Annotated in this window: 11 protein-coding genes; 9 read left to right on the plus strand and 2 right to left on the minus strand. The window is 43.2% G+C overall.

Features of this window, described 5'->3' with window-relative positions:
- Nucleotides 1-65: 65 nt before the first annotated feature.
- Nucleotides 66-899: an SPL family radical SAM protein gene (locus tag BS614_RS20070; protein ID WP_074095302.1), complete on the plus strand. Its 834-nt coding sequence runs from the start codon at nt 66-68 to the stop codon at nt 897-899.
- 131 nt (nt 900-1030) lie between these two features.
- On the opposite strand, the gene BS614_RS31980 is transcribed toward BS614_RS20070, so the two are convergent.
- On the minus strand, nt 1031-1141 hold the full coding sequence (locus BS614_RS31980) for a winged helix-turn-helix transcriptional regulator (protein WP_244898169.1): 111 nt from the start codon (nt 1139-1141) through the stop codon (nt 1031-1033).
- A 304-nt stretch (nt 1142-1445) separates the two neighbouring features.
- Here BS614_RS31980 and BS614_RS20080 point away from each other — a divergent pair, with 304 nt between their 5' ends.
- The 3 genes from BS614_RS20080 to BS614_RS20090 all read left to right on the plus strand — a co-directional run bounded on the left by BS614_RS20080 (nt 1446) and on the right by BS614_RS20090 (nt 3984).
- Entirely contained in the window at nt 1446-1865 is a 420-nt protein-coding gene (locus tag BS614_RS20080; protein WP_074095303.1) for an ester cyclase, read from the plus strand.
- Between the two features lie 472 nt (nt 1866-2337).
- On the plus strand, nt 2338-2784 hold the full coding sequence (locus BS614_RS20085) for a GNAT family N-acetyltransferase (RefSeq protein WP_074095304.1): 447 nt from the start codon (nt 2338-2340) through the stop codon (nt 2782-2784).
- Nucleotides 2785-3192: 408 nt separating this feature from the next.
- The gene (locus BS614_RS20090) at nt 3193-3984 is read left to right on the plus strand and encodes an SDR family oxidoreductase (RefSeq protein WP_074095305.1); all 792 of its coding nucleotides are present in this window, start codon (nt 3193-3195) and stop codon (nt 3982-3984) included.
- A 155-nt stretch (nt 3985-4139) separates the two neighbouring features.
- Here BS614_RS20090 and BS614_RS20095 read toward each other — a convergent pair whose 3' ends face one another.
- A complete protein-coding gene (locus BS614_RS20095) occupies nt 4140-4397 on the minus strand; it encodes a GlsB/YeaQ/YmgE family stress response membrane protein (RefSeq protein ID WP_074095306.1) in 258 nt (85 codons plus the stop codon).
- A 212-nt stretch (nt 4398-4609) separates the two neighbouring features.
- Between BS614_RS20095 and BS614_RS20100 the strand changes: the two genes are divergently transcribed.
- From BS614_RS20100 to BS614_RS20125, 5 genes are all read left to right on the plus strand, one after another.
- Nucleotides 4610-6262 carry an extracellular solute-binding protein gene (locus tag BS614_RS20100; protein ID WP_074096924.1) on the plus strand — a complete coding sequence of 551 codons (1653 nt, stop codon included), beginning with the start codon at nt 4610-4612 and terminating at the stop codon, nt 6260-6262.
- 74 nt (nt 6263-6336) lie between these two features.
- The gene (locus BS614_RS20105) at nt 6337-8175 is read left to right on the plus strand and encodes a sensor histidine kinase (protein ID WP_074095307.1); all 1839 of its coding nucleotides are present in this window, start codon (nt 6337-6339) and stop codon (nt 8173-8175) included.
- A gap of 3 nt (nt 8176-8178) precedes the next feature.
- Complete coding sequence (locus BS614_RS20110) at nt 8179-9750, plus strand: response regulator (protein ID WP_074095308.1); 1572 nt, start codon at nt 8179-8181, stop codon at nt 9748-9750.
- A gap of 158 nt (nt 9751-9908) precedes the next feature.
- Nucleotides 9909-11957 carry a glycoside hydrolase family 16 protein gene (locus BS614_RS20115; protein WP_244898170.1) on the plus strand — a complete coding sequence of 683 codons (2049 nt, stop codon included), beginning with the start codon at nt 9909-9911 and terminating at the stop codon, nt 11955-11957.
- Between the two features lie 1081 nt (nt 11958-13038).
- Nucleotides 13039-13575 carry a GNAT family N-acetyltransferase gene (locus BS614_RS20125; protein WP_074095309.1) on the plus strand — a complete coding sequence of 179 codons (537 nt, stop codon included), beginning with the start codon at nt 13039-13041 and terminating at the stop codon, nt 13573-13575.
- Nucleotides 13576-13601 lie beyond the last annotated feature (26 nt).

Below are 13601 nucleotides of genomic sequence, written 5' to 3' on the forward strand. Positions count from 1 at the left end.
GAAATTTTAAGATAAAACGCAAGAGGAGAAGTCGGCATAAAAGTAATTGAGGAGATGGTAGCGTCATGCCAATTGAAATCAAAGACATTGTGTCTAAGAAAATATTAAGTGAAGTAAAAGGTTATCTAGATATTGGTTTTACTCATTCACTAAATCCCTATACGGGTTGTGCATTTGCTTGCGAATACTGTTACGTCAGAGAAATGCCTATTCAAAAGTTTAAGGATATTCCTTGGGGATCGTGGGTGGATGTCAAGAATAATGCAGCAGAAAACTATCTAAGGGAAGTCTCTCTTCTAAGACGTAAAAATAAACCCATAAGTATATTCATGTCATCAGCTACAGATCCTTATCAACCTGTAGAGCAGAAGGCAAACATTACAAGAAGCCTATTGGAAGCAATGGATAAAAACCCACCGGATTCACTTCAAATTCAAACTAGAAGCCTGCTGGTTGCCAGAGACCTTGATATACTGCTGAAATTAAAGGAAAAATGTCGAATTCTGGTTTCAATGACAATCGAGACAGATCGCGAAGACGTGAAACGAATTTTTTCGCCCTATGCTCCTGGAATAGATTTAAGAGTTAAAGCCTTAAAAAAGATAAATGATGCAGGGATACACACACAAGTATCTATCTCCCCTGTGCTACCTTTTTCACCTAATTTCGCTAACATGTTACAAGGCATAACTGATCGAATTTGGATTGATACGCTACTGATTGGTGATGGTCAAATGGGGATGAGATCTGAGCGGTTAGGGATGCCACAATTATTTGATGTGAACGGCTGGGACAGATGGTATGAGAAAAGCATTCATCTTAAAGTGGAAAAATATTTTAAGGCAAGGTTTCCATCTGAAATAATTCATGTATCTAAAAACAGCGCATATCCATTTTAATTTTAACTAGCCATTCATTTTATGAGGATCTTGTCCGTTTTTTCTTCCTGCAATAGAAATATTGCAAAATAGTGTTGGAAGATCAACTTTCCCTTACGACTCAATGGAGGCCGCATGAGTCCTCCATTGACTTAAGAGAATATAATTGGCTTCAGTGAATTTCCTAAATCACTTAAGTTGTATTCGACTCTCGGAGGGACTTCTGCAAAAACAGTACGAATGACAATTCCATCCACTTCCATTGAACGTAAATTTTCATTGTGAACCTTTTGACTGATCTCGGGATACTTTTACGAAGTTCTCCGAATCGTTGAGTTCCCTCAAAAGATCCCTCATAACCAATAACTTTCACTTTTTACCTATAAATCCAAATATTATTGCGACGGGACAAAACGGCAACTCTTTTTTGAAATCACTACATTATCGCCTCCAATAGTTACTATTAGGTTCCTATATAACAAAAAGGTGCCTACTTACCAATTATCTAAAGTAGAGATAAAATTTAAGTGAAGGCATATGCTCACGAAAATAGAAAGGGGTTTAAATATGACGATTACAGAAAACAAACAATTGATGTATCGTTTCACGAACTTCATTAATACGGCAAGCAAGGAACTTGCTGAAGAATTGATTTCTCCAGATGCTGTTTTTTATGTACCTATGCAAAAAGAACCAATGAATGGTCCAAGTGGTTATCTCTCCATAATTCATATGATGAGATCTGGTTTTTCCGATATACAATGGACTGTTAAGGAGCTGGTAGCAGAAGAGGATCTAATAGCAGCTCATTTTGTCATGAAGGGCACACAAGACGGAGAGTTTCTCGGGTTTCCACCAACGAGCAAAAAAATCGAAGTAAATGCAATGAATTTTTATCGGATCTCCAATGGCCAAATTATTGAAGAGTATGGTCAACCCGATATGCTCGGCTTGCTTCAACAAATAGGGGCAATTCCAAAAGCATAATTACATCTCCTCGATCTGGGCATCGTTCCAAAAAATTAAGAGTTGGATAAATAGATTAAAGTCGAAGAGGGACTGCATTTTGCAATCCCTCTTCTTAGTGATTTACAATTAGGAATATATAATCTACCGTCCCTACAAGAATATCCCCGGCACGGTGAAGATTCATCACATTCTAAGCTACAACATGGAGTTTGGATATGAGACATACAAAATTCAAACGTATAAAATCAGTTGATTTACATGCCAAATGGTGCATTTGCATTCAGCTGAAGATTTAAAGATGCGAGTATATTTTGCAAGTCAGGTATAATTATAAAATGAATATTATTGATGTGTAGACTTGAATAAGTTACATAGCTTGGTCCAAGAGTGCTCTAAATATGTAAGGGAAATAATAGGGTGAAGATAGTTGACGCTTAATAGAGTAAATACTGCATCGTTTGAAAATCTTTCTATTGAAGGCGGTATATTAATGAACAAACTTGAAATTAAAGTATCTAACTATAATCCCAAGTATGCTGAACATACAGTGAAAATGTGGAGAGATAGTAAGGAACGGGCAATTGGTCAGGCTGAAACCCATAGCTTCGAAAACCATCTATATTTTTTAAATCATATACTATCTAAACAGTATCAAATTGATTTAGCGTTAATTGATGAAAAAGTAGTTGGAATGATTGCCTATAGTGAAACTGAGATAAGCCAACTTTATATTCATATTGATTATCAAGGGAATGGAATAGGGCGAACCTTGCTTAATAAAGCAAAAGCACAAGCAAATGGAAACTTAACTCTATATACATTCGAAGTTAATAAAAATGCCCAAAGATTTTATGAGAATAATGGATTTGAAATTACTGGTAGAGGACAAGAAAATGAAGAGAATTTACCTGATATACGATATGAATTGAAGTTGTAAAAATCGAATTTAAAGTCACATTCAAAAAAAAGTGAACAGTCTGCAGGTTAGCTGGATGCTTGACCACCCAACCATATTCACTGGAACTGTAATCTCATGTATTTATCTTGACAGTAATTGGGTCTGACTCGTAATATTTGAAGTGGAGATGTAGGAAAGGGGACTCGCCGGACAATGTGGACTTCCTTGTAATGGTTATCTAAACTGGATCGCTCGACTTGGTGTTGTGGTTATAACCACATGCCTCGTTTGTGATGCCGATCTGCAATCATTCAAGGGACGCGAGGAACCGTTTGAATCAAACCCGGGCGCGGATACTTGATGTATCCGCTTTTTGTTATACCTAGGATAATTCCATCTCCAATGAAAAATGGTTTTCTCCCTCCCTTATTAAACGGAGGTAATAAAATGACCAAACTATACGGAAAAACCGCTATTGTGACAGGCACAAGCCGCCCCGGAGGTATTGGAACCGCTGTCTGCCGCACGTTGGCACAAGAAGGCGCTAATGTGTTCTATACCCATCTGTACGATTACGATAAAACAGAGAATCCGGGAGATGCCGACAAGAACTGGCCGGATCTCTTCGCCGAAGAACTTCGCTCCTATGGCATTAAGGCAGCGCATATGGAGGTCGATCTTACCGATCCCACTTCCCCAGCGCGGCTGCTTGATGCATGCCGATCGGCTCTCGGGCTGCCGACCATTCTCGTCAACAACGCTACCTACAGCGTAGCAGCTGATTTCCGTCAATTGAGTGCATCACTGATCGATGCGCACTGCGCCATGAACATTCGAGGTACGTTCATGCTATCGGCCGAATTTGCACGTATGCTGGAGGTTGAACTGGCGGGCAGTCAGGTCCTTTGCGGCGGCCGGATCATTAACCTCACGTCTGGTCAAGGTAAGGGGCCGATGCCTGGCAATCTCGCTTATGCCGCAACAAAAGGCGCTGTCTCCACCTTTACCGAATGTCTATCTGCTGAACTGGCTCCTCTTCACATTACTGTGAATGCGGTTGATCCCGGTCCTACCGATACGGGTTGGATGTCAGAAGAAGTGAAAAAAGCATTGCTACCGGGATTTCCGATGGGCAGGATCGGTCTTCCTGAAGATGTATCCCGTCTGATTGCTTTTCTGGCGAGCGATGATTCCCAATGGATTACCGGACAAATCATTCATTCTAGAGGTGGTTTCTAATTTCCATAAAACCAAAGGAAGCCGCCGATCAACAAGATCGGCGGCTTTATTCGACTACGGGATACAATGCTTTGTGAAGAAGATTATGCAACGGTGGCGAAAGAAGCTTTACGTCACTACCCAATCAATTGGGAAAAACTTGTCGTCTTCGCCTGTTAACGTCTTCGGAACGCTCCACCGCGCGCCAGAGCATAGAAAATCAAGAGAGCAATGATCGACCCGACGATCGCGGGTATGATATGAAATCCACCCACAACCGGCCCCCTCGGTCCCAACAGTTCATACCCTAACCATGATCCAACAAAGCCAGCAATGATATTTCCGAGTACGCCTCCTGGCACGTCCCGTCCAATCAGATTTCCACTTAACCAGCCAATTAGCCCACCGACAATAAGTATCCAGATTAAATACACGAATTGGTCTCCCTTCCATTGATTTATTACAAGTTATGTTTCGTTAGGGGGAATGTTGCGGATCCTCTGCAAATCGACCACTGAGAATCGATTACTAAACCATTTCCATTTTAATCCAAGGGTAGTAAAATCGGTTGTACCACCACTAGTCTGAATGCTAGTGCAGATGGGGAGGGAAATGGACAGTATAGAAAGGAGGCGCTCAGGTGTTTATGTTTCGAAGTCCTTTTATTACAGCCTTGTTGATGATGTGTCTGATGTCAGGCTTGACTGCTTGTTCTGAGTCAGAGCAATCGGAAGATAGGGGTGCTCCGACAAAGGCTGACTTCACGGAGCAGATACAGAGCCTTAATCTGAATCTGGAAGAACCGTCATGGAAGCTGGATACCACCCCCGTGAATCTAACGTGGTTCGTTGGAGCCGAATGGTACGGGCACACTTGGGGTGAGAGCCTGACTTCCAAATATGTCACCCAAAAAACAGGGGTCAATATCGAATTTGAAGTATCAACTGGTGAACCAAGCGAGATGTTATCACGGATGTTGACAACCGGTAGTCTGCCGGATTTGATAACCATCGGCTCCTGGGAGAGTGCGGTTAACAAACTTCGGGAGAGTAATCTCGTCTATGCCCTGGATGAGCTAGCCAACCAGTATGATCCTTACTTTTACAAGGTAGCAGGTGATGGTGCTCTACAATGGTATCGGCAGGAAGACGGCCATACCTATGTCATCCCCAATGATGCGTACAGTCCCGAACAGATGCGTTCAACCGGCTTGACAGGAGCGAACCAAACCTTTCTCGTACGTAAAGATCTGTATGAGTCGATGGGCAAACCGGACCTTACCACACCGAAAGGTTTTCTAAATGCATTGCAATTGCTGAAGAATCAATATTCTGTTTATAAAGGCCAACTGATCAGTCCGTTTTGGGCACAGGGAAATGCATCCTATGGGATGACCGAATATTTGCAAAATCTGCTTGCGATCCCCCATGAACAGAACGGTAAAGTATACGACCGAATGACAGATCCAGATTATATTGAGTGGCTGAAAACATTTCGTATCGCTTACGAGCAGGGCCTGATTAATGTTGATTTTCTGGTCGACTCCAGTGCACAGGTGCAAGAAAAAACCAACCATGCCCAATATTTTATGATGATTCGGGAATGGACAGACATATCGGACCTTAATTCGAAATTGGAAGGCCTTACGAATCAGAGTTCATACTATACTGCTGTAGATGGACCCCGGAGCAGCAGGGAAGAATCCGCCAAACTGTTTCCCGGCAGCATGGATGGCTGGATGGTTACGATGATTAGCAGATCCACGGAAAACCCTGAACGGGCCATCCGATTTTTGACCTATCTGGCCTGCGAAGAAGGCCAAAGGGATTTATTTTTGGGCAAAGAAGGTGAAACCTGGGCGATGAAGAACGGCAAACCGCAGTTGACGGCGGCAATGGTTCAGTTGCATGACACGGATAGGGAGCGGCTGGAAAAGGAATATGGCATTATGGATACCTACTGGATGCTGCGAAACCCCGCTTTCGTTAACCAGTGGAGACCAGAGAATGCCCCATCCATTAAGCAAATGGAGGAGTTCGCCAACCAACAGGCCGATCTGGACAGCGGCATCTATAAGGGACTAGATCCTATAGGGGATTCCGATATAGCGTTAGCCTGGTCACGTATTTCTCAGAATTGGGAAGAAGTGCTGCCAGAACTGATTACAGCGAAGGATGAAGCTGCCTTTGACAAAATTTTTGAAAATTTTCTGATACGTCGTGTGAACTACGGCTTCAACCAGGTGATGGAATATCGCCAGGCTGAACTGGAACTGCGAAAATCCAAGATAGCCAGATAACCATTCCCTATTACATTGTTAATTATCAGCTAACTAGTAATATATGGTATAACAAAGGTGGTGAATACATCAGAATGAAATACCTACTGACGAGATTGAGGAAGCTTTATCGCAATGCCCGTATATCCCAAAAGCTGTTTCTGGCATTTAGCCTGATGATTGCCATACCTGTTATTTTGATATCCTTTGTGTATATCCGCATGCAAGAAACCCAGCTATATAAGGATGCTATGGCAACGGGCAACAGCCACGTTTCATGGCTGAATGAACAATTGCGCAGAAGAATGGATATGATTGAGAACGCTTCCAATACAGCCCTTACTCAAAAGTCATTTGTAGATTTTATTCATTCCAATATGCTTGTGGATGGACTACGTCTGGTGAAGTTTAAGCAAAACCAGTTTGAGCAAATGCTTAATATCATTCAAAGCAATGCGATGATCAGTGAGCTTAACTTTTACGTTGATAACCCAAACTTGTATGAAATCTGGCCTGAAATCTATCATTATAAGAAATTTTGGCCGCAGGATTATTGGGTAAAGCTTCGGGACGAAGGTGGTGCGGCTTACCGTTTATTTTCTTTTAAAGATGGTGAACACACATTATCCTACTATCGTCTGGTTCGCCTTCAAGGGCAGGAACAAAAACGCCCTAGTATTATGGAGGTGCGAGTCCCGCACAGCATGTTTTTCAGCGACCTGCTCCAGGAGAGCAAGGGGGACTTCTTTTCGGTGTTGATGAACGCAAGCGATCCTCCCCAGTATGTTTACAATCCCCAGCATGAGTTTTCTGAGAAGTACGGGCAGGGGATGGAGGAGATCCTTGGCAGTATTCATCGCCAGCTGGATATATTGCCGCAGGAAAGCCCGCTTCAGGTTAAGGTGGGAGATCAGAGCTTCTATGCATTGTACCGATACATCGCTCCGTTGAACACTTATGTGGTCGAGATCGCTTCCCATCAGGCATTGATGAAGGGGCCGCGCAGTTGGTATGCATTTGTGGTAACGATTACATTATGTGTATTGCTGCTGATTATGCTACTCGTATCCCAAACGACGCGGCGTATTTTCCGGCGGTTGGACAGCGTACTGGTATCCATGCGTCAGGTACGGAAAGGCGAGCTGGATGCAATGATTGATACAGGCCTTGATGAGAACGAAAGAGGGGATGAAATCGATGAGGTGGCGGTGAATTACAATAAAATGTTACATGAGGTCAAACGTCTAATGACACAGGTCGTGGATAAGCAGTTAATTGCCAAAAACGCACAGTTGCACTCCCTGCATTCGCAGATTAATTCTCATTTTTTATATAACGCCCTGGAATCGATCCGTATGGTGGCAGAGGTACAGAGGCAGCCTGCTATAGCCAATTCATTGGTGTCGTTGGGCTCCCAGCTACGTTACAGCATGCAGTGGCGTAGCGATACCGTTGCTTTTCGTGAGGAGCTTGCCAATATCCAAAGTTATATTGAATTTATTAACTTTATGGAAGGAAGCAGTATCGTTATGACGGCCGATCTTCCTCAGGAGATACTTCGCTACGCCATTCCCAAGATGTGTATGCAGCCCATCGTTGAAAATGCCGTTCATCACGGGGCACCTTCAGGCGGCAGGGTATCTATAGAGATTACTTTCTCTGTGGAGAATGACAGTCTGCTTTTCATTAACATAAGAGATGACGGAGAGGGGTTAGAGCCTGAGATGTTACACCGTATTCAGGCAGTACTGCGGAGCGAATCGGATACGCCGATGGTGACTAGCAGGAGCGGACTTGGTTTGGAAAACGTGAATAAGCGGTTGCAGCTTCATTATGGCAAGAATTGCGGTCTTTGGATTGATAGTGTGCAAGGTGCATATACCTGCGTAACGATACGCTTGCCTTGGGAAAATGTAAATCTTGGAGGGTGGTAGAGCATGATTAATATCCTGATTGTGGACGATCAAAAACACATTCGTGACGGCCTGCAGGCCATGCTGCATCAATTTCCTCTGGAGCTGAACAACATATACTGTGCCGCGAGCGGGATTGAGGCGCTGTGCCTATTGCGGCAGCATTGCATTCACATCGTTATTACCGATATTAGGATGCCGGATATGGATGGGTTGGCACTCATGGCTCAAACCAAAGAGGAATACATGGATGTGGAATACCTCATTATCAGCGGTTATAGTGACTTTACATATGCCCAAAAAGCTATCGGGCTTGGGGCAAAGGGCTACTTGCTAAAACCTTTGAAGCGAGAGGATCTGCAACATTCCCTGGAGCATGTATGGCAAGAAATCCAGACACGGCAGGCACTTACGCATAATATGCAGCGTGTATCCCGTCTCGCCCAAGAGACCGATCGTAAAGAATTAAGAATGTTTATGCAAGGTGCGTTAAGTGATGACGCATGGATTCTTCAGATTGAGGAACAAAATGTTGCGTTATGGCGTAATTATCGCCTAACCCTGCTGCGGGAAGAAGTTTGCATTAACCAGCCCGGGGCCAGCAGCGCCCATAGCATGGAAGCCATTGCTTATCGTGTGTTTGGCAGACAAGGTTGTATTTGCCTGCAACATCGCCCATACCTGATCCTTGCGGTGGATGCGTCCATAGATCCAAGTGTTTTGCCTGCAGCGCTCAAGGAAGGAAAGATCGATGCCATAACAGCCATGACTAACCCGATTCAGGGGTTAAAAGAACTACCCGACAGCTATACCCAAGTGCTTGAGCTCTATCGCCACAGTTACCTGTTTCCTGATCAGTACAGTATCTTCCCAGCACATATTGAGCATATGGAACAGCAATGGCAACTTCCCTATGAAGACTTATATGAACTGTTCCAGTCGGTTGGAACAGATAACAGCGGAACATTCACTCAGGGTATTTCTGCAATATTTCACAAAAAGGTGCTGCAACGTTATCCTATTCGCTATACCCAACAGCTCTGCGCTGCCACCGTTCAGATGATGGAGGAATACAAACGAGTTATCCACCCTTATATGGGGGAAGAAGCGCTGGATCTTGAATCCTTGCGTAACCTCTTTGATTATCAAGGGATGCGTGAGTATATACAAGCACTGCAACAGCAGCTGCTTCGGCTGAATCAGTTATATTATGACTATAAGTGCAGCTATCGCCATTCGCAGGATCTAAATGAAGCCATTCGTTTTATACACGAAAGTTACCACAAACCGCTGGACCTCGCGATGGTATCCAATCATGTATCGCTTAATTATGCTTATTTTTCAAATCTGTTTAAGAAGAATATTGGTAAAGGTTTTGCTGAATACCTACGAGATGTGCGTCTGGATAAAGCGCGGCGGCTTCTCGCCGAAACCGATCATAAAATTGTGGAGGTGGCTGCTATGGTTGGATATGAAAGCTACAAAAGCTTTACACGCGCGTTCCGCCTTGTGATGGAAATTCAACCTACAGAGTATCGACAAATGATGCGCCAAAAGGTAGAACGTGAAGTGCAATATCACAGTACAAATATATAAATTGAATCAAAACCAAAAAAATTGGGATATAACAAAAATAATTGTACCTTTTCAGCAGATTATCCTATTCGATAGAATAAAGATGTTCCCCGATGTAAGCGATTACCTTTATACGCATAGATTGGGAGAAACTATTATCCTATTCAAGGAGGGCAATTATGAAACCATCTTACTTTACGGCGAAACGGTTTATGAAAAAGGTACTCGGTATGTTCCTTGTGGTTGTGATGCTGGCTAGTATTGGCTTACTGCCAGCTTCAAAGGTTCAGGCAGCGGGAACTACCGTAACCTCAATGGAGTACTTCTCACCAGCAGACGGGCCTGTTATTTCAAAATCTGGGGTTGGCAAGGCCAGCTACGGATTTGTTATGCCTAAGTTCAATGGAGGCTCCGCGACATGGAATGATGTTTACAGTGATGTGGGCGTTAATGTAAAAGTGGGCAACAACTGGGTTGATATCGACCAGGCAGGCGGTTATATCTATAACCAAAACTGGGGGCACTGGAGCGATGGCGGCTTCAATGGTTATTGGTTCACCCTCTCCGCAACAACCGAGATTCAGCTGTACTCCAAAGCGAATGGTGTTAAGCTGGAGTATCAACTTGTATTCCAAAACATCAACAAAACAACCATTACCGCGATGAATCCGACACAAGGTCCACAAATCACGGCAAGTTTCACAGGCGGTGCAGGCTTTACATATCCAACGTTCAACAATAATCCTGCGGTCACTTATGAAGCTGTTGCGGATGATTTGAAGGTGTATGTCAAACCTGTAAACAGCAGCAACTGGATTGATATTGACAATAACGCTGCCAGCGGCTGGATCTACGATCACAATTTTGGCCAATTCACTGATGGTGGCGGTGGGTACTGGTTTAACGTAACGGAGTCGATCAATGTCAAATTAGAATCAAAGACTTCTTCGGCTAATCTTGTTTATACCATTACGTTTAATGAACCTACAAGAAATTCATATGTCATTACGCCATACGAAGGAACAACCTTCACAGCAGATGCGAATGGTTCCATTGGGGTTCCGCTTCCCAAAATTGATGGGGGCGCGCCAATCGCCAAGGAACTGGGCAACTTCGTATACCAGATTAACATCAATGGGCAATGGGTGGATTTGAGTAACTCCAGCCAGAGCAAATTTGCATACTCCGGTAATGGGTATAACAATATGTCCGATGCCAATCAGTGGGGTTACTGGTCCGATTATATCTATGGTCTTTGGTTCCAGCCAATCCAGGAAAATATGCAGATCCGTATTGGATATCCGCTGAACGGACAGGCGGGTGGAAATATTGGCAACAACTTCGTGAACTATACTTTCATCGGCAATCCAAATGCTCCGCGTCCGGATGTATCCGATCAAGAGGATATCTCAATCGGAACACCAACCGATCCGGCAATCGCGGGCATGAACCTCATCTGGCAGGATGAGTTTAACGGAACTACGCTGGATATAAGTAAATGGAACTATGAAACAGGATATTATCTCAACAACGATCCTGCTACCTGGGGATGGGGAAATGCAGAGCTGCAGCACTACACAAACAGCACTCAAAATGTATATGTACAGGACGGAAAGCTGAATATCAAAGCCATGAACGACAGCAAATCTTTCCCGCAGGATCCGAATCGGTATGCACAGTATTCTTCAGGAAAGATTAACACCAAGGATAAACTGTCCTTGAAATACGGCAGAGTAGATTTTCGTGCCAAGCTTCCTACAGGTGATGGTGTATGGCCAGCACTGTGGATGCTTCCACAAGATTCGGTATACGGCACTTGGGCTGCATCAGGAGAAATTGATGTTATGGAAGCGAGAGGCCGTCTGCCTGGATCAGTAAGCGGTACCATACACTTTGGTGGACAATGGCCCGGGAACCAGTATTCGGGCGGCGATTATCACTTCCCGGAGGGGCAAACTTTTGCCAATGATTATCATGTATACTCGGTAGTCTGGGAAGAGGACAACATTAAATGGTATGTAGACGGCAAGTTTTACTATAAAGTCACTAACCAGCAGTGGTATTCCGCAGCTGCACCGAATAATCCGAATGCACCTTTCGATGAGCCGTTCTACCTCATTATGAACTTGGCAGTCGGCGGAAACTTTGACGGCGGCCGTACCCCGAACGCCTCCGATATCCCGGCGACTATGCAAGTGGATTATGTACGCGTGTATAAAGAACAGTAATTTGCGATTTCGGATAGAGCGAATGAAGATCAGATAGAACAGATCCTGGGCAAACCGGAGAACCTGAAATCTCATACTCTATAATTGGCTTACGGCCGATTCCCAATATTTCTACCTGGGAATCGGTCGTTTAAATTTAGACTTGATAATTTAGTTCATCGGCTGCAACTCTTGTCGAAAGACAAGAACATAGGTAAGTACTGGTTACCTGAATACAATGAGTCAGGTGACGACCTATACTTTTGTGCTAAGTGACAATTTATAGATATAATGTAGATGCACAATGACACAAAGTCACCAAACAAGAGAACCCTTTAGAGCTAAGGTTTATCAATATTTAGTAGGGAACAGATTCTAGTTGAATGCAACCGCAATCTGTTGAACTGAATAATTAATATGGCAGGACATCTGCATCATGCCTTATTACCGCTTAGCAAGCTGCTATAAGTTAATTTTCTATTTTGAAGAAGGAAGGGGATGACCTTGCATTTACAAAAAAATGGGCTTTACGTTGATAATGGAAAGTTACATATGGACTATATGCAATGAAAAGATTAATTTCATTGAAGGAGGTTCGAGATGAAAAACGAAGAATGTTGTCCTGAATGTGGAGGAACAAAATTTGGGGGAGGGCAAGTCGCACGGCGAAGCTAGGGTATATCCTATGAAAAAGATGCTAACATTAGGATCTGATGTTACTCATGTAATTTGTATAACGTGTGGATTTATTTTAAAAAGTTTTGTTAAAGAGCCACATAAATTTGAGGATAATAAATAAAATTGTAATAATTGTCCAAGGACACAAACATTGTTCAAACTATTAAGAACTCTTTAGATGTCGAGGGACAAGAACTTGTACCGATTGCCGAAATAGACAAGAACATGGTCCCGTTTCCGATTAGGTGTATATTTAATCGTTATTTTGCCCGTCAATTCATTAACCTAACGGGCAGGATAGTTTTAGATTCGATTGAGTTTGAATAGTACATATGCTATCATTTACATCACCTTTATGCTCGATTAACAGCGGAGCTCAATGCTCAATAATTTACACAAATATTTATAAGAGGAGTGGCCTACTTTGAGAAGCGTCAACATACATATTAGGGATATTTCCGTCGATGATGCTGCGGGACTACTCCAGTTGCAGAAAGAAAACCGTGATTTTTTTGACAGCTACTCACCGACACGCACCGACGAATTTTATACGATGGAAGGACAGCTTAAGCGTATCCAAAAGCAGGCCGAAGATAGAAAAAATGACCAAGCATATAATTTTGGAATCTTTACAAACACCGATAATATTTTAGTGGGGACGGTAAGCCTTTTCCAAGTGATGCGGGGCCCTCTTCAAAGTGCATATATCGGATATGATTTAGATCGAAAAAATAACGGTAGAGGCTACACGACTGATGCTGTTCGGTTAGTCGTTGACCATGGCTTCAATAAATTGAAATTACATAGAATTGAAGCAGGGGCAATGACGCATAACATCGCTTCAATTCGAGTGCTTGAGAAGGTCGGCTTTCAAAAAGAAGGCATCGCTCGACAGAATGTTCATATTAATGGAAAATGGGAGGATCATCAGATACTCGCGATTCTTAACCCATACAGTTAGTTCTTTAGAATATGAGTAGTACTGCG

The sequence above is a fragment of the Paenibacillus xylanexedens genome (assembly GCF_001908275.1).
Taxonomy (GTDB): Bacteria; Bacillota; Bacilli; order Paenibacillales; family Paenibacillaceae; genus Paenibacillus; species Paenibacillus xylanexedens_A.

Bases quoted from the DNA above. Each gene is read 5' to 3' on its own strand.
- BS614_RS20115 (WP_244898170.1), top strand. From the start codon at position 9,909: ATGAAACCATCTTACTTTACGGCGAAACGGTTTATGAAAAAGGTACTC.
- BS614_RS20070 (WP_074095302.1), top strand. From the start codon at position 66: ATGCCAATTGAAATCAAAGACATTGTGTCTAAGAAAATATTAAGTGAA.
- BS614_RS20090 (WP_074095305.1), top strand. From the start codon at position 3,193: ATGACCAAACTATACGGAAAAACCGCTATTGTGACAGGCACAAGCCGC.
- BS614_RS20080 (WP_074095303.1), top strand. From the start codon at position 1,446: ATGACGATTACAGAAAACAAACAATTGATGTATCGTTTCACGAACTTC.
- BS614_RS31980 (WP_244898169.1), bottom strand. From the start codon at position 1,141: ATGGAAGTGGATGGAATTGTCATTCGTACTGTTTTTGCAGAAGTCCCT.
- BS614_RS20110 (WP_074095308.1), top strand. From the start codon at position 8,179: ATGATTAATATCCTGATTGTGGACGATCAAAAACACATTCGTGACGGC.
- BS614_RS20085 (WP_074095304.1), top strand. From the start codon at position 2,338: ATGAACAAACTTGAAATTAAAGTATCTAACTATAATCCCAAGTATGCT.
- BS614_RS20100 (WP_074096924.1), top strand. From the start codon at position 4,610: ATGTTTCGAAGTCCTTTTATTACAGCCTTGTTGATGATGTGTCTGATG.
- BS614_RS20105 (WP_074095307.1), top strand. From the start codon at position 6,337: ATGAAATACCTACTGACGAGATTGAGGAAGCTTTATCGCAATGCCCGT.